Origin of the sequence: Shewanella sp. ANA-3 (assembly GCF_000203935.1) — a bacterium.
In the GTDB taxonomy this organism is placed as follows: Bacteria; Pseudomonadota; Gammaproteobacteria; order Enterobacterales; family Shewanellaceae; genus Shewanella.
Genome location: NC_008577.1, coordinates 3,296,045 through 3,318,024 on the forward strand (window position 1 = coordinate 3,296,045; position 21,980 = coordinate 3,318,024).

Below are 21,980 nucleotides of genomic sequence, written 5' to 3' on the forward strand. Positions count from 1 at the left end.
CTGAATACTTAAGGCAAAACCAGTGATTAGCCTTCGATACCTTTGCTCACGAGGAACTCATCGTAGGTGCCCTTGAAGTCATTCACGCCGTTTGGGGTGATTTCAAGGATACGGTTGGCCAGTGACGATACGAATGCGCGGTCGTGGCTCACGAACAGTAATGTGCCTTCGTATTTTTCCAGCGCGTTGTTTAATGATTCGATCGATTCCATATCCATGTGGTTGGTTGGTTCGTCGAGCATCAGGATATTTGGCTTTTGCATGATGAGCTTACCAAATAACATACGACCCTTTTCACCACCCGACAGCACTTTGACTGACTTTTTGATGTCGTCGGCGCTAAACAGCATACGGCCTAAAATACCGCGTACCGCTTGGTCGTCGTCTTCTGGTTTACGCCATTGGCTCATCCACTCGAACAGGGTCATATCGTTTTCGAAATCTGACTCATGGTCCTGCGCGTAGTAACCGATGTTGCTGTTTTCAGACCATTGGATCAGACCTTCATCCTGAGGAATATCATGGATTAAGGTACGCAGCAGTGTGGTTTTACCCACACCGTTCTCACCGAGGATTGCGATACGCTCACCCACTTCGACGATAAGGTTTAAGTCTTTAAACAGCGGCGTGTCGTAACCTTTGGCTAAGTTTTCAACCACTAATGCGTTACGGAACAGTTTCTTTTCCTGATCGAAACGAATGAATGGGTTAACGCGGCTAGAGGCTTTAACTTCTTCCAGCTTGATCTTATCGATTTGACGCGCGCGCGAAGTCGCTTGTTTTGCCTTAGAAGCGTTTGCAGAGAAGCGCGCCACGAAGGTTTGCAGCTCAGAGATTTGCGCTTTCTTCTTGGCATTGTCGGCCAGCAGACGCTCACGGGCCTGAGAGGCCGCTTGCATGTATTCGTCGTAGTTACCTGGGTAAACGCGCAGTTCACCGTAGTCTAAGTCTGCCATATGGGTACAGACTGAGTTTAAGAAGTAACGGTCGTGCGAAATGATGATCATGGTGCTGTCGCGTTGGTTCAGTACGTCCTGTAACCAGCGGATAGTGTCGATGTCCAAGTTGTTGGTAGGTTCGTCGAGCAGCAGTACGTCTGGATCGGAGAACAGCGCCTGCGCCAATAACACCCGCAGTTTTAAACCTGGAGCGATTTCAGACATCAGACCGAAATGGCTTTCGATACCAATACCGACACCGAGCAAGAGTTCACCCGCGCGAGATTCGGCGGTGTAACCGTCCATTTCGGCAAATTCCATCTCAAGGTTTGCCACGGCAATGCCGTCTTCTTCGCTCATTTCTGGCAGCGAATAAATACGGTCACGCTCTTGTTTCACCTTCCACAGTTCACGGTGGCCCATGATCACTGTGTCGATAAGGGTGAATTCCTCATAACCGAATTGGTTCTGGCTTAACTTGCCCAGACGCTCGTTGACGTCTAAGGATACGTTACCGCTGCTCGGCTCTAGATCACCGCAAAGGATCTTCATGAAGGTTGATTTACCGCAGCCGTTCGCACCGATAAGACCGTAACGGTTACCGCCGCCGAATTTAACTGAGATGTTTTCAAACAGTGGCTTAGAGCCAAACTGCATGGTGATATTCGCTGTAGTGATCAAAATGAACTTCCAAATCGAGTTAGGTTGGCCGGACGTCTGGCAAGGCAACTAAGTATAAACCTATTTGCAAAAGCCAAGTTGTCTAACCTGAGGGGGTAAAAATAAACGTGGCACTATAGCAGTTTGGGCTAAATTATCAACTAAAAAGGCCTACTTAGCCGCGAATCGTCAAGCAAAATAACGAGCTAGAAGGCTTATTTAAATGCTGATATGAATCTAAGCTCACAGCTTATTTCAGCAACATTTTTACCGAATGATTCAAGCTAATGGAATGGGATGACAGCAGGATGAATCCACTCAAGTGATTAGCTATTTAGATGTGAGGGAAATGTAAGGTTTGTACAGGTGTGTAGGCTGAAGTGTAGATTTATGTTCAAACAATACAGCCCGCAAAATGCGGGCTGTATCAGGAGTACTTACTCACTGCCTTAAGATTTAGCGAGGCAAAGTGTTATCACTCATGCGAGCGCAAGCGTTATAACTTTTGCTGTCTTAACCGATTCGCATTGGTGACCACAGTTAGGGAAGACAGCGCCATCGCCGCCCCAGCAATCACTGGACTTAACAACATCCCCGTGAGCGGATACAAGACGCCCGCCGCCACTGGAATACCTAAACTGTTGTAGATAAAGGCCCCAAACAGATTCTGTTTAATATTGCGAATGGTCGCGCGGGAAAGTGCCAATAAGTTAGCAATCACTATCAGCTGATGGGACAGCAGAGTCATATCCGCGCTTTCGATCGCCACCTCAGTGCCCGATCCCATGGCGATCCCCACATCGGCGCTCATCAGGGCGGGCGCATCGTTGATACCGTCCCCCACCATGGCAACCACATGGCCTTGCTGTTGTAAGGCTTTAATATGCTGTTGCTTTTGCTCGGGCAATACGCCCGCAATCACTTCCTCTATGCCCACTTGAGCTGCCACCGCCTGCGCCGTTTGCGGATTATCGCCGGTCAGCAGCACTACGCGAATCCCCTGTGAACGTATTGCGCTTATTGCTTCTTTAGCGTCGGCCTTGATCGGATCGGCAATGGCGATAGTGGCCACTAACTTGCCCGCCTTGGCGACATAAATCGCTGTCTTGCCCTGTTTGGCAAATTGCGCGGCGGCTTCTACCGCAAAGCCTGAGTGGCTGCCTGTCACGCCCTCCCCTGACTGCACATCAAATGCCGCCATTAATGCTTGATTGCCCACTAAAAAGTCGGCGCCATCGACTCGCCCTTCGATGCCCTTACCTTGATGATTGGTAAACATCTCGGTCACGGGCAAGGGAATAGAGGCCTGCTTAACATAGCTGACCATTGCGCTGGCTAGTGGATGCTCTGAATGCTGCTCAAGACTGGCGATAGCGCCAAGTAGTACGCGCTTGTCTTCATCACTGAGTGCTTGGTCATTAACCTCAATCCAATGGATATCGGTCACTTGGGGTTTACCCTGAGTCACAGTGCCAGTTTTATCCAGCACCACACAATCGACCTTACTGGCGCTTTGCAGTGCTTCACCATTTTTAACCAAGACGCCCATTTGAGCGGCGCGGCCAACGGACACCATGATAGACATAGGTGTGGCTAACCCTAAGGCGCAGGGACAGGCGATAATCAGCACGCTGGTAAGCACCACAAGTGCATGACTGAGCGCAGGTTCTGGCCCAACAAGATACCAAATCGCTGCCGCGAGTAAGGCGATGACCACGACCGTAGGCACAAACACCGCCGAAATTTTATCGGCCAGACGACCAATCGGCATCTTAGAGGTTTGCGCCTCCTGCACCAGTGCGATGATTTTGGCAAGGCGCGTATCCTGCTGCCCTGCGGTCACCCGATAGACTAAACTGCCGTTACCATTGACAGTCCCCGCACTGAGATTATCCCCAACATGCTTAGGCACGGGGATCGGCTCCCCCGTCAGCATAGCCTCATCGAGTAATGATTGGCCGGACTCCACTACGCCATCGAGTGCGACCCTGTCGCCCGGGCGAAGTCTGAGTTTATCCCCCAGTTTGAGCTGGTCGATTTCCACCTCTTCATCGCCATTGTCGCCAATACGAATCGCGGTAGAAGATTTCAGGCCGAGCAAGCGCTGCACCGCTTCGCTGGTCTTGCCCCGAGCTTTCAGCTCGAGAGCGTGGCCTAAGTTAATTAAGCCTAAGATCATCACGCTCGCCTCAAAGTACACGTGGCGAGTGTCCATGGGAAACGCACTCGGGATAAGCACCACCAGCATAGAATAGAGCCATGCCGTACTGGTACCTAACACGATTAAGGTATCCATATTGGTGGTTTTGGCTTTAAGCGCGCGCCACATTCCCTGATAGAAATGGCGCCCTGTACCGATTAAAAGAGCCAGGGTAACTAAGCCCATGATGCCCCAGCCAAGCTGCATGCTAGGGCTATTAATCATCATTTCACCGCCCAGTAATCCCCATAACATCATAGGGATACCGACAGCGAGCGCGGTGATGGCCTGACGCATCCGCAGGCGATACTCAGCCGCATCCTCGACCCGTTTTTCCTCTGCGGCCGCCTTTGCGTCCACAATCAACTGAGCGGGATAACCCGCCTTATCCATGACTGCCAGTGCCTTATCGCTGCTCATCTTGCCATCGACAGTCACTTGTTTATCGGCGAGATTGATACGGGCACTCACATTCGGCTCGGCCGCAAAGGCCTTTTCAATTTTGGCCACACACCCTGCACAATTCATGGTGGCGACATAGAGTTTTATCTGCGACATGGAAGATCCCTCACTTGAACTTAACTGCTATAGGGTTAAGATAAAGTCTCCCATCACGGGAGAGTCAAGGGTGTTTTTGTGGCAAGTATCACACTTGTCTGCATGAGTCTTTAGAACAGATAAAACCGAGGTCAGTATGAAAATTGGTGAAGTCGCGAAACACACAGGATTAAGCGTTAAAAGCATACGCTATTACCACGATATCGGCCTTGTCTGCGGCGAGCGTAACGAGGCGGGATACAGGGTCTATCGCCATCGGGATATCGAATCGCTGAAATTTGTCCACCAGTGCCGCGACTTAGGTTTTAGTCTCGAGGATTGCAAACTCTTGCTTGGCCTTCGCAATAACGATAGCCGCAATGCCGAAGATGTGAAGCAACTCACCCGCAACCATTTGGCCTATGTCGAGGAGCAAATTGGTAAATTGCAGAATCTTCGTAGCCAGTTACAGCAAATGGTCAGCGAGTGCCAAGGTGGCGAGCAGCCTCACTGCGCCATTATTGATAGCCTTAATCACCAGCACTAAATGCTTAATCATCTGCATTAACACGCAGTTATAAAAAAGCCTGCTTGGATGCAGGCTTTTTTATGGGGTTATCGCGAGCTCAGAGGCGTTATCACCAAGACTTTAATGCTTCAGCGCCATCACATTATCGAAGCCGAATGTGGGTAATTTACCCGCTGGGGTAAAATGAAACACTTGGCCATAAAAGGCTAACTCGGTTTCTAAGCCGGCGGCTTTATGCTCAGGCGTTCGCCCTTCGTCGGAATCATCACCATAGTCGATATAGGCCGTAGGCACGCCTTTGGCTTTGAGCGCCTCATAAATTTGTCGCGACTGCGCCGTTGGCACTATCTTGTTTCTCAAGCCTTGGAAAATCAGCAAAGGTTCATTCAAGCCATCTAAGTGATTGAGTGGCGATAACTCGCGATAGCGTTGCTTCATCTCGGGATAGGGGCCGATAAGCTGATCTAAATAGCCAGATTCAAACTTATGCGTACCCTTAGCGAGCTGCTCAAAATCGCTGATCCCCTCGTAGCTCACCCCCGCTTGAAACACATCATAAAACGCCAAGGAGGACATGACGGTTAAACCGCCAGCGCTGATCCCGCGAATCGCCAGTTTATTGGCATCGACCCAGCCCTTAGCCACTAAATACTTAGCCGCATTGACTGCATCTTCCACATCGCTTTCCCCCCATTTGCCATACAGGCTCTGGCGATAGGCGCGGCCAAAACCACTGCTGCCACGGAAGTTTAAATCCAACACGGCAAAGCCGCGGCTGGTCCAGAATTGGATCTCACTGCGATAGGCAAGTGATGCGCGCGCCGTCGGCCCACCATGAAGCATCACAATAAGCGGCGGCCTAGTGTCGTGGGGCGCGATGTAATTGGGATTCACCGGACTATAAAAATAACCATAGGCCTGCTGATTTTTACCCGTCGCGAAAGCAATATTTTTCGCCCGCGACACGTAATTCGGGTCAAGATTCGGCAGCGCAGGGGCATAGACTAACTCAGTGCCACGGCCGACAACTCGATAAATGCCCTTCTCTGGCGTCGCCTTAGCGCCGACAAAATAAACCCCATCTTCGCCCTTCACCACCTGAGTAATCTCAGCAAAATCAACGGCAAGGGATTCGGTTAACCCCGTATCTAAGTGCATACGCAGCAATGCTGCTCGATTGCCTTCGACATAGCTGGCTATCAAGGTCGAGGCATTTTCGAAGGCGTAGTTATGGTTGCCTAAACGCCAATCGGGCACGGCAAACTCGGCATTTTTACTTAGCACTGACACTAAGGTTTGTTGTGGCGTCACGCGGTAAATGTTCCACCAGTTACTGAGATCGGACACCACATATAAGTTGCCGTCGGGGCCGAATAAGGGCTGAGTCACCGAAGAATCCTTGGGCGTATTCACCTGACGAATATTTTTTAACTGACCCTTACGGTCAAGATCCCCAAGCCAAAGCACGCTGTTATCCCAAGGCATATAGGGATGTTCCCAAGTGATCCACGCCAATTGCGTGTTATCGGGGGAAATTGTGGGGGAAGCAATAAAGTCATGGCCAGTGACGAAGGTATCGCCTTCACCAGCAAAGTTAAGATTGATGGTCACTAGGCTGGCTTTAGGTTCACCGCCCTGACGGTGGTCTTCACGCACACAAATAATCCGCGAACCCTTGGGATACGCGACACAATCGGCATGGCGAGTGCCATTGGGGGTTAACGGCAATGGTGGTTGATTCGGGGCGAAACGATAAAACAGCTGATCCTGCAATTTAGTGGCAAACAAGCTCTGACCTATGCCTAAGAATGCAGCACCGCCATACTCATGCACGGTAGATCTGACATTAAAATCGGGGGGAACCACTTCGGTCACTTTGCCAAGGCCATCGAGGCGTTTAATGCCAACTTTGCCCTGTGCGCTGCCACTGGACTCGGCAAAATAAATTGCGTCGCCAACGCTTTGCAACTCGGCAATATCATCGGCCTGTTCAAACACCTCGGCCGCAGACAAGGGTGATTGCCAGCTGCCATAGGGTGCCACTTTAATATCGCCATTTTCCTTGGCGGGTAAATAGTGTGTATCCGTACGCTCACACCCGCCCAGCAGCAAAACTGCACTCAGCAGATACGGTAAATAGCGTCCTAACCCCATTGTATTCCCCAAGTTTGCCAACTAAACAAACCGAAATATGCCACTGCCCTTTGCGGGCTTATTTTTTTACTTTTTTAATAAACCACTTGATGACATTGGCCTGCTGCACCTGCGTGAGACCAAAGTAAATACAAATCCAAGGCGATAGCAGAAAAAACCACGGGATCACCTCGACCGAACGACCTGTGAAGAGAAGAAAGAAGAAGCCGCCGTAGATCACTATGACACCTAAGACACCGACGATTAACATCATGCGCTTAGTGATTTTTTCAAGCCAAAGGGCCTTATCCTGCCATGACATTCAGATAATCAACTCCATCACTATAATGTCAACCCTATTTGTAAAGTTATGTAAAAAAAGTGGAGTGCGATTGTTGAAGGATAGCCAGTAAATGTCAACTCCGTTCCACCAATCCCCTGAGCTAAAATCGCTTTTAATACGCTAATCTTTACCCAATAAAAAACCGAGCAAATGCTCGGTTTTCTTTAATATCAATAAGATACTATATTACAGACGGATACCGCCATCCACTTCAAAGACACGACCATTTACATAATCGTTTTCAATGATAAAGCGTACGGTAGAGGCTATCTCCTCCGCTTGGCCTAAACGACCAACGGGCACAAGCTTCTCTAAACGCTCAAGCGCTTCTGGCTTCATCGCCGCAGTCATTTCAGTGGCAATCACCCCAGGGGCTACCGCTGCGCTACGGATATTGTAACGGGCTAACTCTTTTGCCCAACCCACAGACATGGCCGCCACACCCGCTTTAGAGGCCGCGTAGTTAGATTGGCCTACGTTACCCGCTTTGGCGAGGCTAGAAATGTTGACAATCACCCCAGCTTGACCCGATTCGATCATCGCCGCAGCCGCCTCACGGCCACAAAGGAAGGTGCCAGTGAGGTTAACATTGATCACCGATTGGAATTGGTCGAATGACATACGGTCAGTCACTTTGCCGTCTTTAGCTTTAACTAACATGCCATCGCGTAGGATGCCGGCGTTATTCACTAATACGTTGATTTTGCCGAAATCTTCCAATATGTAAGCAAAACCTGCGACCACATCTTCTTCGTCGGTAATATCTAACGCATAACCTTGGACTTCAGTGGCTGAGCCTAAATCGGCACAGGCGCGCTCGAGTTTTTCTTGATCAACATCGATCAGCGCTAACTTAGCGCCCGCCTGCGCAAAATTGTGCGCCATTGCTAAGCCTAAACCACCCGCGCCGCCAGTGATGACGACAACCTTATCTTTTAAATCCATCTGGTTATCCCTTGTTTATCTATTTTTTAAGTGGTGCAAATTGTTCAAAAATACTGGAGAAGTCTCGACGACCATTGCCTTGTCTTGCATGATTCACATACAAGCTGCGCGCGAGTGAGCCCATGGGTGTACTCGAATTGCTCAATAATGCTGCTTCTTGAGAGAGGCCGAGATCTTTAACCATCAAATCTACCATAAAGCCGCCCTGATAGCCCTTAGAAGAAGGCACATTCTCCATTACGCCCGGGCAAGGATTGTACTTCTCTAAGGTCCAGTTACCGCCGCTGCTGACCTTCATAATGTCCGACAGCACTTTAGGATCGAGACCATGGTCAATCCCCATTTGCAATGCCTCAGAAGTACCGACCATCAACACAGATAGCAGCATGTTGTTGCAGATTTTAGCGACCTGACCGGCACCAGCGCCGCCCGCATGGAAGATATTCTTGCCCATAGCGTTAAGTACAGGTTGCGCACGTTCGAAGGCGATGTCCGAGCCTCCACAGATAAAGGTCAAGGTGCCTGCCGCCGCGCCCGCCGTACCACCCGATACTGGCGCATCGATAAATTCGATACCACTCTTAGCCGCTTCGGCCGCCACCAATTGGGCGCTTTGGGCATCAATGGTCGAGCAATCAATCAACAAAGTATCGCCAGCGACTACCTCGAGTAGGCCTTTCTCGCTGCCATTACCTAAATATAAATTTCTAACATGCTTACCCGCAGGCAGCATAGTGATCACCACATTGGCTCCCGCCGCAGCGCCGCATGCCGTGCTCGACACTAAGGCGCCTTGGTCGGCCAAGGCTTGCATGGCGGCTGGCACTAAGTCGAAGACACGTACCGTCATGCCCGCTTTTAATAAATTGGCCGCCATTGGGCCGCCCATATTACCTAAACCGATAAATGCTACAGTACTCATGCCATCACTCCTGTGTTCTGGTGTTTTTATAATTCCAGATAGTTGTTATTCCAGACAAAAATGGCAGGCAAAGCGCTCGCTTTACCTGCCATCGATTGGCTTAGCTTAATTGGCTTAAGGGATGTTCCTCTCCCCAAGGTGAGGTCAAAATGTCCTCGATAACGCTGTTTGGCACGGATTGCACATCGGCAAATTGCCATTTTGGCTGTCTGTCTTTATCAATCAGCAGTGCCCGTACGCCTTCACAGAAATCGCCCTTAGCACAGGTGTTAACGCTGACGGTTAATTCCCATTTAAAACATTGTGCTAGGCTAAGTTTGGTGCCGAGTTGCGTTTGGATATACGCCAAATGCCAACTGATAGGGCTGCCCGCGAGCATAGTCGCGCAGGCTTTATTTAACCAGGCTTCTTCGGTGCTTAAGGTTGACATACGGCTGACGATATCCGTCAAGCTGCCCGCCATCAGTCGGTCGATCATCTCTTGGCTCTCGGCCAGTAAACTATCGCCCTTAGGGATGTCCACTTGGTTCGATAGCTCGTTGATCATCGTATCGAGTCTTTGATGGTTCAGCGCTGGCGTATCGCTCCAATCGAGGGTAGCCATGGCATCGAACATCAGCTCTTTGTCGTCACGATTCAGATAATGATCGGCAAGGCCAACGTAACAGGCATCGGCGGCGTTCATTTGATAGGCCGTTAGCCCTAAAAACAGCCCCATTTTACCCGGCATACGGTTGAGGAAATAACTGCCGCCCACATCGGGATAAAGCCCGATGGTGACTTCGGGCATGGCGATACGGGAGGTTTCTGTCACGACTCTATGACTCGCGCCTGCCATCAGACCCAGACCGCCGCCCATCACTATGCCATCTCCCCATACCAGCACAGGTTTGCCATAGGTATGCAGTAGATAATCGAGACGATATTCTTCTTCGAAGAAGACTTTAGCGACCTCAGTCACTTGTCCCTTAGCGGCAACAGACGCGTGGTATAACGCGCGCACATCGCCACCCGCACAGAACGCCTTTTCTCCGCTGCCATCGAGTACCACACAGGCGATTAACGGATCTTTTTTCCACAAATTGAGCTGCACCGTCATGGCTCGAACCATATCGAGATCCAAGGCGTTGAGGGCTTTTTCAACATTGAGCGTCACCACCCCAACTAATTTACCTGAGGCGGTGGCTAAGGTTTGAAAAACCACATTTTGTGTGGTGGACGTGTGTGCAGCCTTATCTACTAAATTTGTCATTAGCGGTTCTTCCAATCAGCTTTACGTTTTTCCAAAAACGCGTTCACGCCTTCGGCCTGATCTTCAGTATCGAACAATCCGACAAACAGTTCACGCTCTATCGGTAAGGCTTGGCTGCGCGGCATTTGACGCCCTGCTTGGATGAGTGTCTTACAGGCAGTTACGCTGCTTGGGCTCTGATTCGCCACTTTGGCGGCCAGTGCAATCGCCGCATTTAAGGCTTCACCCGTTTCGACCACTTCCTCGACTAAACGCAAATTCAGCGCTTGGGCAGCATTCACCCGCTCACCGCAGAGGATCATCCGCTTCGCCCAACCTTCGCCCACTAAAGCGGTCAGGTTTTGGGTGCCACCCGCACAGGGCAGCAGGCCAACGGTGGCCTCAGGCAGTGCCATCACAGCTTGGGTCTCGGCGATACGAATATCACAGGCCAGCGCGACTTCTAAGCCGCCGCCCATGGCATAACCGTTAATGGCGGCAATCGACACGCCGCGGAACTGGCTTAAGGTTTCAAATGCTTCGCCAAAGTGTTTTGCCATGCTCGCCGCATTGCCCTTATCACCGTCGCTAAAGAGTTTTAAATCGGCACCGGCGGAGAAAAACTTGTTACCCTCGCCAGTTAACACCAGCGCATAAATGTCCTTGTTGGCATTAAGCTCCAGCACTTTGGCCTTGAGCGCCTGCAAACTCTGGGCGGTCCAAGTGTTGGCCGGCGGATTATTCATCGTCAGAATCGCCGTGTGGCCTTCGATACGCTCAACTAAATATTCCATCTGTTTCGGCTCCCTTATATTTCCAATCGGTTATCGCCAAATCCTATAGTCCCATCTGGGCAGCTTAGAGGATTTGTCCGGCATTTTCGTCGAGTAAACGACGGGCGATAATGAGGCGCATAATCTCGTTAGTGCCCTCTAAAATCTGATGTACGCGAACATCACGGAAGTGACGCTCTAAGGGGTACTCCCTGATATAACCATATCCGCCATGAATTTGCAGCGCGGCATCACAAACTTGGAAGCCCACATCGGTGGCAAAACGCTTCGCCATCGCGCAATAGGCGGTCGCTTCTGGGTCGCCACTGTCGAGTTTAAAGGCGGCCAGACGCACCATTTGACGCGCGGCCACTAATTCGGTCGCCATATCGGCGAGCTTAAATTGCAGCGCTTGGAAGGCTGCCAGCGGCTTACCAAATTGCTGACGTTCATTCATGTACTGAGTCGCACGCTCCAAAGCCGCCTGCGCCGTACCGACAGAGCAAGTGGCGATATTGATACGACCACCGTCTAAACCTTTCATCGCAAAGGTAAAACCTTGGCCTTCTTCACCGAGCAGGTTCGCAACGGGTACACGCACGTTATCGAAGGTAACTAAGCGCGTCGGCTGCGCGTTCCAACCCATCTTATCTTCGGCCTTGCCATAGATAATACCTTCACTGTCGGCAGGAATGGCAATCGCCGAAATCCCCTTTGGCCCAGCTTGGCCAGTGCGGCACATTACGACTAAAAGCTCAGTTGAACCTGCGCCCGAGATAAACATCTTAGAGCCAGATACCACATATTCATCACCCTCACGCACCGCTTTGGTTTGCAGTGATGCCGCATCAGAGCCCGCACCTGGTTCAGTTAAGCAGTAAGACGCCAGCATTTGGCCCGTGGTCAAGGGCTCAGACCAAGCTTGACGCAGCGTATCTGTGCCCCAAGTGGTAACCATCCAAGTGGCCATATTGTGAATCGTCAGCATGGCTGTTGTGGCTGTACAGCCTTTCGATAGCTCTTCGAAAATAATCGAGGCATCTAAACGCGACAGGCCCATGCCACCTTCCGATTCGGGGGAATACAGGGAGCAGAAACCCAGCTCACCGGCTTTTTGGATCACATCCTTAGGGAAATGATGTTCTTCGTCCCATTTGGCGGCGAAGGGGGCGAGTTCATCCGCCGCGAACTGGCGGGCCAGATCGGCAAATTGGCGTTGGTCTTCGTTGAAATTAAAATCCATTTGGCTCTCCTATGACTCTTTGGCCATTTCTTTTCGTCAATATCTTTTGCGTAATACACAGTGAATTTATCAGCAGGCTTATCATCAATGGGCGTCAACTGGCGCCACGTTTAGACTGAATCACCTGCCGTTTCACAATGCGTTGAAACTGTTTTTAAACCGCTTAGCGCAAGTTAATGCTCATATTTGGACCTGCGGCCACGGCAATGTCCGACTCGAACCAGCGGGAAGTAATGGTCTTAGTTTCAGTGTAGAAACGTACCGCTTGCTTACCGTAAGCGTGTTGGTCGCCGTAGAAACTGCCCTTCCAACCCGTGAATGAGAAGAAAGGTAATGGCACAGGGATTGGCACGTTAATGCCGACTTGGCCAACTTCGATTTCGTGTTGATATTTACGGGCGGCGGCGCCGCTTGCGGTAAAGATAGAGGTACCATTGCCGTAGGGACTGGCGTTAACCAGTTCGATGGCCTCTTCTAATGAATCGGACTCCATACAGCAAAGTACAGGACCAAAGATTTCTTCTTTGTAGATGCTCATATCGGTCGTGACCTTAGTGAACATGGTCGGTCCGACCCAGTTACCAGACTCATAGCCCGCCACGCTAAAGTCGCTGCCATCGAGTAAACACTCAGCCCCTTCTTCCTTACCTTGGGCGATAAGTTTGAGCACGCGCGCTTTAGCGGCTGGGCTAATCAGTGGGCCGTAACCTGCTTCTTTATCGTCCCATAAACCTGGGCGAACCTTAGCTAAGGCTTCTTTAAGCTCTGGGATCCACTCTTTAGCCGCGCCGACAAATACCGCGACCGAAATCGCCATACAGCGTTGACCAGCAGCGCCAACCGATGCGCCCACTAGGTTGTTGATCACTTGCTGCTTATTCGCATCAGGCATGATCACGCAGTGGTTTTTTGCCCCAGCAAAGGCTTGCACGCGTTTTAAGTTATCGGTACCGGTTTTGTAGATGTATTGACCTACAGCCACTGAGCCCACGAAGGAAATGGCTTTCACCGCAGGGTCTGCCAGCAGGATATCTACCGCCGTTTTATCGCCATGTACCAGCTGTAAAACGCCCTTTGGCGCGCCCGCTTCGACAAACAGCTCAACTAAGCGCTGCGGCGTCATTGGGTCTTGCTCTGATGGCTTAAGGATAAAAGTGTTACCGCAGGCAATCGCCAGTGGGAACATCCACAGGGGGATCATCGCTGGAAAGTTAAACGGCGTGATGCCCGCACACACCCCCAGAGGCTGAGTGTAGCTGTAGGTATCGATTGAACGCGCGACGTTTTCAACGGTTTCACCCATCAATAATGAAGCAATGTTGCAGGCATGTTCTGCCACTTCAATTCCGCGCCACACATCGCCCTTGGCATCTTCAAAGGTTTTGCCCGTTTCTTTGGCAAGGATTGTCGCCAGTTCGTCGTGGTGTTCTTTTAACAAGTGTTGGTAGCGCAACATGACACGGGCACGCTCAGACACTGGCACTTCTTTCCACGTCTTAAAAGCCGCCTTGGCACTGGCAATGGCCGCGTGCACTTCATCGGCCGTAGCGCTGTTGATAAGGGCGATTGGCTCGTTATTGGCGGGATTGGTCACCACGATTTGTGATGTACCTGTGCCAGTGGTGAATTCGCCATCGATGTAATGCTTAACTTGTGTGGTCATGTTGCAATCCTTTTCCTTGTTTAGGGTCGAGCTGACGGTGCGATATTATGTTTATCCTCAGCGGGATGTTTGCCCTTGCCAGCTCAGTCTTGGTCTTGTTGATTGTTTTGCCTTTATTCGCGATTAAGCCTTTGATTAGACTTCGATAGCCATAGCGGTAGCTTCACCACCACCGATACAGAGTGAGGCTACGCCACGCTTAAGCCCACGGGCTTTAAGTGCATGGATTAAGGTCACCAGCAAACGTGCACCCGAGCAACCGATAGGATGACCTAAGGCGCAGGCGCCACCGTTCACGTTCACTTTTGCCATATCTAAACCTAATTCAGAAACGGCCAGCATAGTCACCATGGCAAAGGCTTCGTTGATTTCGAACAGGTCAACCTCATCCTTAGACCAGCCGACATTGCTCAGCAGTTTTGCCATAGCGCCAACGGGTGCCGTGGTAAAGAGTGATGGCTCCTGTGCATGGGTTGTGTGCCCCTTGATGGTGGCCAGCACTGTTAAGCCTAACTGCTCGGCATTGGCGCGCGTGGTTAGCATCAGCGCCGCCGCACCATCGGAAATAGAGCTTGAGTTTGCCGCCGTAATAGTGCCGTCTTTGGCAAAAGCTGGGCGCAGTGCGGGGATTTTTTCAGGGCGGGCGTTACCTGGCTGCTCATCGGTATCGACAGTCACATCACCACGGCGATCGCTCACAGTCACAGGTACAATTTCCGCCTTGAAGGCACCAGAGTTAATCGCGGCATTGGCTTTTTCGAGCGAGCTTAAAGCAAACGCATCCATTTGCTCGCGGGTTAAACCATATTCGTCGGCAGTTTTCTGGGCGAATGTGCCCATGGCGCCGCCAGTGTAGGCATCTTCTAAACCGTCGAGGAACATATGATCTAATACCTTGCCATGGCCCATACGCATGCCAGCGCGCGCTTTATCCAGCAAGTAAGGGGCTTGGCTCATACTTTCCATACCGCCCGCAACCACCAACTTAGCACTGCCCGCTTTAAGTAAATCGTGGGCAAGCATCACGGTTTTCATCCCAGAGCCACAGACTTTGTTTACGGTCGTAGCACCTACAGACAGGGGTAAACCTGCACCTAAGGTCGCCTGACGCGCAGGCGCTTGGCCCAGACCCGCAGGTAATACGCAGCCCATTAACACTTCATCGACCTTGTCAGGCGCAACTTGGGTATCGGCTAACAGGGCTTTGATGGCGGTGGCCGCTAAGCTCGGAGACATTACGCCAGACAAACTGCCTTGAAAGCCACCCATTGGGGTGCGTTTAGCGGCAACAATAACGATCTCTTGGTTAAATTGTTCAGTACTCATGGGGACTCCAAGCTAAATGTGCCTTGGCGGTAACACTCGCCAGCGGCGGATAAATAGTGACAATGAAACCACTCTGACGTTTACGCGAACGTAAAGCAAGTATTCCTTGGTCTAATGTGTCGAGAAAAACCCACAAAAATTGTCAGTCAGGATTTACAGTCAAGGAAGTGAAAAGTCGCGTTAACACGGTGAGGCTGAAGTTACCAAACCCGTAATCAATTTAAACTGAGGTAAAAGAAACGGGACAAAAGGGGTTTACAAAACGATATAGCGAACACAGTTTGAAAAGCAGAGTGACCTTGGTTAGCCAAAGCCACTCGATTTAAGAGAGCAGTAAAATAAACGCCAGAACAAACACTAAAATAGTGCTAAGCCGAATGCGTAGAGGAAACTACTGCGATTCCCACGGCGTGACAGCAGACATATCGCTTAAGTCATAGGGCGTTAATTGGTAAACGTAATAGTTGAGCCAGTTGCTGACGAGCAGGCTGCCATGACTATGCCAACGGGCAATGGCATCGTCCTTGGGATCGTCGTTACGATAATAGTTTTGCGGCACATTGGGATTTAATCCCTGCGCTAAATCCCGATGATATTCATCGTTTAAGGTAGATTTTTGGTATTCGGGGTGCCCCATCACAAACAGGTTGCGATTGTTACGACTGAGGACTAAGTAGGCTCCTGCCTCATCGGATTGTGCCAGTACCTGCAGCTCAGAATGCTGTTTAAGTTCCTCGATATCCATCTCGGCAAAGCGGGAATGCGGCGCAAAGAACTCATCATCGAATCCGCGCAGCAGCGGGAAATGTTGGCAGGTGCGGCGATGCACAAACACCCCAGAACGCTTTTGCTGCAGGATTTTCCGATTTAAGCCGTAGAGATGATAAAGCCCAGCGTGCGCCGCCCAGCAGAGGAATAGCACTGACGTAACATGCTGCTGTGACCAATCGATAATCTCGCGGATATGATCCCAGTAAGTAACCTCTTCGAAATCGATTTGCCCAAGGGGCGCGCCCGTGATGATCAGGCCGTCGTAGTTTTTATGGCGCACGTCCTCAAAATCACGGTAGAAGGTGTTCATATGATCAATTGAGGTGTGCTTCGACTCTTTATCATGAATACGCAGTAAATCGACATCCACCTGCAAAGGCGTGTTACCTAATAGGCGTAGAAGCTGGGTTTCTGTCTCGATTTTATTGGGCATCAGATTCAGGATCAGCACCTTCATCGGTCTGATGTCTTGATTGGCAGCCCGGGTCTCGGACATTACGAAAATATTTTCAGATTCTAAAATCCCTGCTGCAGGCAGATGATCTGGAATTTTAACTGGCATACCGCGCCTCTTCTATTCAACAATCAAAGGTTCCGGCGCGCGTATGCCACTCATCAAAGAGCAAACAAATTAGCGACCGACTTTCTCAAGCAGTATCGTCATAGGCTCAGTCGAATTGAGGTCGACATGATAGGCTTGAGTATTAATAAACAATAACTTATCACCGAGCATTATCCTTGCCCCAATGGCATAGGTATGCCCCGCTTCAAACTGATCACGCCCCATCGAAAAACTAAACGGCGTTGGGGTTTTCGCCCCTTGGGAAACGCGCTCTGCCATGACCACGGCGGGCACATCCATCTTAGAGACATCAAGCAACTGCACTATCAACTTGGCATCGGCGGGCAATGCGATACGCTCGCGGTACATGGCCTCACCTTTAATCTCGACAATCGCATTAGGTGTGGCACAACCTGAAATCACCGTGGTGACGGCGAGTAACACCATAGCCGCTAATTTTTGCCATGCAGATGTCTGTCCGCTAATCCTTAACCCTTGTCTCATTTCATTTCTCCTAATCATACATAAAGACTTCTGGATGTCTATACGCCCAAGCTATAAATCTTGTCATGCTGGGCATATCTTCCTATGATAAGCCACCATTTCGTTGCCGAAAAATTTATGACCCAAGCAACTGCGATAATTGTGGGCGCTAGCTCACATTTAAGCCGCGAACTTGCCAAACAATTGGCCGATCAGCAGGTTGAATTAGCCCTTTTTGCCCAAGATGTCGAATCACTCCGCGAATTTGCCTCGACCCTGCCCACTAAAGTTCAGGTCTTTTCACTGCAAATTGAACAGCCAAGCGCCATCATCAAGCAACTCGAAAGCGTTTGGCACGACTTAGGCGGCGCCCACTTAGTCTTAGTGAATACCGGACTCAATAGCTACGATCCTGAGCTGCCATGGCTACCTGAGCAGGACATTATCAATGTCAATGTGCGGGGCTTTGCCGCTATCTGCAATACGGCATTTAGATTATTTCGCGAGCAGGGTTATGGCCAACTTGCCGCCATCAACTCGATTGCCGGTCTGCGCGGCGGCCCAAGTGTCGCTTACCATGCCTCTAAAGCCTTTGCGCAAAACTATTTGGAAGGCTTAAGCATGCATGCCCAGCGGCTTAAGTTGCCCATTACCATTACCGACATCCAACTCGGTTTACTGGATAAGGCCGCCATGCAGCAAAGTACGCTATGGCTTGCCCCGCTCCCGCAAGTCGCGGCGCAGATCATTAAGGCCATGCAGCAGGGTAAACGCCGCGTGTATGTGACCAAGCGTTGGCGCTTAGTGGCTTGGCTAACGAAATTGCTGCCAGAGTTTATCTACAACACGCGCCACTGGAAGCCGAAAAAGGCTAAAAAGTAGTGTTATGCCGCGTTTCGCTTTATAAACTGCGAAAAACAAAAAAGGAGCCACTGGCTCCTTTTTTGTTACTTTAAAATCAGATGATTAGAAAGTGTAACCCACGCTGACCATATAAACCCATGGGTTAATATCGGTATCGAATACGTATTGATCAGTGCCCGCGGTGAATTTCACGTCGGTACTAATTTGTGCATACCAAACTGAAGCGTTAACTAACCAGTTTTTATTCACTTGGTAATCTAAACCCACTTGTGCCGCTAAGCCCCAAGAAGTACTCATACTTAAATTACTCAAACCGAGTGATTTACCATGTGCATTAAAATCATTGTCGAAAAAGTTAGTGTAGTTTACGCCAACGCCTACATATGGACGCAATTTAGATTGAGCATCACCAAAATAATATTGAGCCACTAAGGTCGGTGGTAACTGTTTAGTTTCAGCAATTTCACCAACGCCAGGTGCAGGTAATGAAACAGAGTGGCTAAAAGGTGTTGCCGCTAATAATTCGATACCGAAGTTGTCGGTCAACATATAACCGAAGTTCAAACCTAGCTGTGTATCATTATCGACTGAAAATTCACCTAAAGTTAACACGTTAGCGCTTGACTCATTTGGCGCAACAGTCACAGCACCAGCACGAACAATGATATCGCCCGCTTGATGGGCAGAAACAGAAGCAGAGAAACCAGCGGCTAACAGGGTGGCGGCGATCAGTGTAGAAACAGTAGTTTTATTCATCATCATACTCCATATGTACAACATAGGTTTTTGTTTTACATTACATCCTTAACAATTGACGCCTACACTGCCAGATAAATTCGTTTACCTTATTGATCCAAATCAAGATTAAGTGGTGATACTTATTTTGAGGTATAAGCCATGGGATCCGTGTCACGCTATCTAAACATTTATTGATAATACCAGTTCATTTTTTGTGACTTACCGCATTCATTAGCCACAGCTAAATACCTCCACAAGGAGTAATTGCGTCATCGCGCCGCTTACAAAATATTTACATCGGTTTTAAGAAAAACTCAGCCTATTGAGGTACAAGCGGGCATAAAAATAGGGAGGAATAAACTCGACACAGACTTCAATCAAGCCAGGAGTCATCACTCTCAAACTCGTTTATCTAGTGAGCTTGATATGGGTTTGAGTCACTAACGGGTGAAGGAGTCTACCGTTAACGATTGATGCTCTTACTCGGCCAAAGTCAGGTGCGGATATTGCGAAAGCCAACCCTTTGCGGCAAGGCGCTGCTCAAACACCGCCAACGCACGCTTGGGATTATGGGTTAACTGCAAGGCAAATAATGAGGTTAAACCGAAGGGGGCGATGAGTTGTAAATTATCGGCGGAGGAAGATTCTGTGTTAGGCATATGTTCAAGATACACAGCGACAGCCGTTTCCTGCTCAGGCCAATAACACATCGCATCCTGTGTCGAGTGATAGGGATTATCCTGATTATTAAGGTGCATACGCGCTTGGTTTTTTACCGACCAAGGTAACTCTGGCGCCAGTGTATGTAGGTATGCTTCTATCGCCCTATCTCGCTCAGGACGAGTATCCAAGGGGCAATAGTAAATCAGATCGATATCGTTTAACGGACGCTGCTTAATATCATGCAATTTGTCCCACACCAGATTGCGGACAAACCCCGCCGCCAAGCACCACTGCGGCAAGGTATGCACTTGGGCGCATTGCTGCACCAATTCAAGCGCCCTCATCCGCCCCCGCTCTTGGCTTAACCAGGTGCGTAATAGTGCAGCTAATTCCGTTTCAGTCATGCCTAAAGTCTACTGTAATATCAAACACATAAAAAATGATATCGACTCACACCACTTTGTAATCGGTTTCAGAGCACTTAGTTACAGTGAATCATGGGTTACACCGCGTCCGCTTGGCGCTCTGGCGCCGCATCCGCAAAGGCCGGCAACTGATTACACTCAGCCCATACCCGCATGATATTGGGGTACGGCGTTAAATCCACATTAAAACGCTGCGCGTTGTAAACCTGCGGTACTAAGCACAGATCCGCCAGCGTCACTTTGTCACCAAAGCAATAACGGCCACTATGGCGCGCAAGTTGAGTTTCGAGCGCCGCAAATCCGCTCGCCACCCAATGGTGATACCACGCGGTTTTGGCTTCTTCGTCAACGTTCAGCTTCTGAGTTAAATACTGCAATACCCGCAGGTTATTGAGTGGATGAATTTCACAGGCGATGGTTAACGCCATGGCACGCACATGGGCACGTTCAAGCGCCGATGCAGGCAGCAGCGGCGTCTTTGGATAAAGTTCATCCAAATACTCGATAATGGCGAGGGATTGGGATAAGGCATCACCATCCTGCTCATCATCGACCACTAAGGTCGGCACCAGCTCCTGCGGATTTAGGGCGATATAATCCGCCTTATGCTGCTCGCCACCATCACGCACTAAATGCACCGACAACTGCTCGGCGCTCACGCCTTTAAGATTGAGGGCAATACGCACACGATAGGCGGCGCTAGAGCGCCAATAACCGTATAGTTTCATCTCACTCTGTCCTTATGTCATCCTGAAAAAAACGGGGCTAAAAGCCCCGTCAATATTATCTGTCACTGTGTAAACACAAAAGCCTTACGCCTTGTACTCAACCACTTTTTGATCGATAGAACCAAAAATAGAGGCGCCATTATCATCAAGCATTTCGATGCGCACTGTGTCACCAAAACGCATAAACGGCGTGCTTGCTTTGCCGTCGGCGATCACTTCGAGCATACGTTTCTCGGCCAAACAGCTTGAGCCGGCACTACGGTCATAGTTAGAAATCGTACCAGAACCGATAATCGCGCCCGCGCCTAATGGACGGGTTTTAGCAACATGAGAAACTAACTGACTGAAGTTAAAGGTCATATCCACACCCGCATTCGGACGTCCGAATAACTCGCCATTTAAATGGGTGATAAGCGGTAAATGCACCTTTGAATCTTCCCAGCGGTGGCCTAATTCATCTGGCGTGATGGCGACAGGAGAGAAGCTGCTCGAAGGTTTGGATTGGAAGAAACCAAACCCTTTGGCAAGCTCTGCGGGGATCAGGTTACGCAGTGACACATCGTTCACTAACATCAACAGCTTAATGTGCGCGGTAGCATTTTCAACGCTCACCCCCATAGGCACATCATCGGTGATCACGGCGATTTCCGATTCGAAATCGATGCCCCAGTCTTCGCTCGCCAGCGGGATATCCGCCTTTGGCGCGATAAAGCTGTCAGAGCCGCCTTGGTAAAACAGCGGATCGGTCCAGAAGGTTTCAGGCATTTCAGCGCCGCGCGCCTTACGGACTAATTCCACATGGTTGACATAGGCGCTACCATCAGCCCATTGGTACGCACGTGGCAAAGGTGATAAACATTTGGCTTCATCGAAGGCTTGCGCGTTCGGTAATTTGCCTTCGTTCAGCGCATCATACAATTCTTGCAATTGTGGCTTGAGCAGATCCCAACCATCGAGTAATTGTTGCATCGTGTGGGCAATCGCGGGTACGGCAACCGTTTGAGTAAGATCGCGGCTCACTAACATCAGCTGGCCATCACGGCGACCATTGTTATAACTGGCAAGTTTCATATCTGCTCCTGTGCTTCTACGGCTCGGCGGACTGCGCTTTTTTATCTATTTATGGTTAGCCGATACGCTCAGCTAACGGGAATGGGTGACAACGAGTGCGGGCAATCTAGCCTTTTTTGACTCGGCGTTAGGGTTTGCTGCGCGTAGAAATACCCGAAGCGACGGCGGATTCCTATAGCGTGAGCAAAATCACATTTCACCCTATTATTTCACATTTTGTAAACTAATCATT

19 protein-coding genes are annotated in these 21,980 nt (G+C 50.0%); 2 read left to right on the plus strand and 17 right to left on the minus strand.

Annotated elements, in window-relative coordinates; all coding sequences use genetic code 11:
• Positions 1-26: 26 nt before the first annotated feature.
• Positions 27-1,619: an ABC-F family ATPase gene (locus tag SHEWANA3_RS14520; protein ID WP_083757913.1), complete on the minus strand. Its 1,593-nt coding sequence runs from the start codon at positions 1,617-1,619 to the stop codon at positions 27-29.
• A gap of 475 nt (positions 1,620-2,094) precedes the next feature.
• Entirely contained in the window at positions 2,095-4,356 is a 2,262-nt protein-coding gene (locus SHEWANA3_RS14525; protein WP_011717641.1) for a heavy metal translocating P-type ATPase, read from the minus strand.
• A gap of 136 nt (positions 4,357-4,492) precedes the next feature.
• On the opposite strand from SHEWANA3_RS14525, the gene SHEWANA3_RS14530 reads away from it, so the two are divergent.
• Positions 4,493-4,882: a MerR family DNA-binding protein gene (locus SHEWANA3_RS14530; RefSeq protein WP_011717642.1), complete on the plus strand. Its 390-nt coding sequence runs from the start codon at positions 4,493-4,495 to the stop codon at positions 4,880-4,882.
• A gap of 102 nt (positions 4,883-4,984) precedes the next feature.
• On the opposite strand, the gene SHEWANA3_RS14535 is transcribed toward SHEWANA3_RS14530, so the two are convergent.
• From SHEWANA3_RS14535 to SHEWANA3_RS14585, 11 genes are all read right to left on the minus strand, one after another.
• Positions 4,985-7,018 (minus strand): prolyl oligopeptidase family serine peptidase, encoded by a 2,034-nt coding sequence (locus SHEWANA3_RS14535; protein WP_011717643.1) that lies wholly within the window; start codon positions 7,016-7,018, stop codon positions 4,985-4,987.
• 58 nt (positions 7,019-7,076) lie between these two features.
• On the minus strand, positions 7,077-7,319 hold the full coding sequence (locus SHEWANA3_RS14540) for a hypothetical protein (protein ID WP_011717644.1): 243 nt from the start codon (positions 7,317-7,319) through the stop codon (positions 7,077-7,079).
• 207 nt (positions 7,320-7,526) lie between these two features.
• Positions 7,527-8,285 (minus strand): SDR family oxidoreductase, encoded by a 759-nt coding sequence (locus tag SHEWANA3_RS14545; protein ID WP_011717645.1) that lies wholly within the window; start codon positions 8,283-8,285, stop codon positions 7,527-7,529.
• Positions 8,286-8,304: 19 nt separating this feature from the next.
• The gene (mmsB, locus tag SHEWANA3_RS14550; RefSeq protein ID WP_011717646.1) at positions 8,305-9,207 is read right to left on the minus strand and encodes a 3-hydroxyisobutyrate dehydrogenase; all 903 of its coding nucleotides are present in this window, start codon (positions 9,205-9,207) and stop codon (positions 8,305-8,307) included.
• Positions 9,208-9,307: 100 nt separating this feature from the next.
• Entirely contained in the window at positions 9,308-10,459 is a 1,152-nt protein-coding gene (locus SHEWANA3_RS14555; protein WP_011717647.1) for an enoyl-CoA hydratase/isomerase family protein, read from the minus strand.
• Complete coding sequence (locus tag SHEWANA3_RS14560) at positions 10,459-11,232, minus strand: enoyl-CoA hydratase (RefSeq protein ID WP_011623346.1); 774 nt, start codon at positions 11,230-11,232, stop codon at positions 10,459-10,461. The genes SHEWANA3_RS14555 and SHEWANA3_RS14560 overlap by 1 nt, the downstream gene beginning before the upstream one ends.
• A 64-nt stretch (positions 11,233-11,296) precedes the next feature.
• A complete protein-coding gene (locus SHEWANA3_RS14565) occupies positions 11,297-12,454 on the minus strand; it encodes an acyl-CoA dehydrogenase family protein (protein WP_011717648.1) in 1,158 nt (385 codons plus the stop codon).
• A 163-nt stretch (positions 12,455-12,617) separates the two neighbouring features.
• The gene (locus SHEWANA3_RS14570) at positions 12,618-14,117 is read right to left on the minus strand and encodes a CoA-acylating methylmalonate-semialdehyde dehydrogenase (RefSeq protein ID WP_011717649.1); all 1,500 of its coding nucleotides are present in this window, start codon (positions 14,115-14,117) and stop codon (positions 12,618-12,620) included.
• Positions 14,118-14,252: 135 nt separating this feature from the next.
• Positions 14,253-15,443, minus strand: coding sequence for an acetyl-CoA C-acyltransferase (locus SHEWANA3_RS14575; RefSeq protein WP_011717650.1), 1,191 nt, complete (start codon positions 15,441-15,443; stop codon positions 14,253-14,255).
• Between the two features lie 391 nt (positions 15,444-15,834).
• Positions 15,835-16,776, minus strand: a complete 942-nt coding sequence (gene metA, locus SHEWANA3_RS14580; RefSeq protein ID WP_011717651.1) for a homoserine O-succinyltransferase — start codon at positions 16,774-16,776, stop codon at positions 15,835-15,837.
• A 69-nt stretch (positions 16,777-16,845) separates the two neighbouring features.
• A complete protein-coding gene (locus SHEWANA3_RS14585; RefSeq protein ID WP_011717652.1) occupies positions 16,846-17,280 on the minus strand; it encodes a YbaY family lipoprotein in 435 nt (144 codons plus the stop codon).
• Positions 17,281-17,397: 117 nt separating this feature from the next.
• Between SHEWANA3_RS14585 and SHEWANA3_RS14590 the strand changes: the two genes are divergently transcribed.
• A complete protein-coding gene (locus SHEWANA3_RS14590; RefSeq protein WP_041413096.1) occupies positions 17,398-18,141 on the plus strand; it encodes an SDR family NAD(P)-dependent oxidoreductase in 744 nt (247 codons plus the stop codon).
• Between the two features lie 84 nt (positions 18,142-18,225).
• On the opposite strand, the gene ompW is transcribed toward SHEWANA3_RS14590, so the two are convergent.
• From ompW to SHEWANA3_RS14610, 4 genes are all read right to left on the minus strand, one after another.
• Positions 18,226-18,879, minus strand: a complete 654-nt coding sequence (gene ompW / locus SHEWANA3_RS14595; protein WP_086017261.1) for an outer membrane protein OmpW — start codon at positions 18,877-18,879, stop codon at positions 18,226-18,228.
• Positions 18,880-19,340: 461 nt separating this feature from the next.
• Positions 19,341-19,928 (minus strand): nucleotidyltransferase family protein, encoded by a 588-nt coding sequence (locus SHEWANA3_RS14600; protein WP_011717655.1) that lies wholly within the window; start codon positions 19,926-19,928, stop codon positions 19,341-19,343.
• Positions 19,929-20,026: 98 nt separating this feature from the next.
• Positions 20,027-20,677 (minus strand): maleylacetoacetate isomerase, encoded by a 651-nt coding sequence (gene maiA / locus SHEWANA3_RS14605; protein WP_011717656.1) that lies wholly within the window; start codon positions 20,675-20,677, stop codon positions 20,027-20,029.
• 84 nt (positions 20,678-20,761) lie between these two features.
• Positions 20,762-21,748 carry a fumarylacetoacetate hydrolase family protein gene (locus tag SHEWANA3_RS14610; protein ID WP_011717657.1) on the minus strand — a complete coding sequence of 329 codons (987 nt, stop codon included), beginning with the start codon at positions 21,746-21,748 and terminating at the stop codon, positions 20,762-20,764.
• Positions 21,749-21,980: the final 232 nt, after the last annotated feature.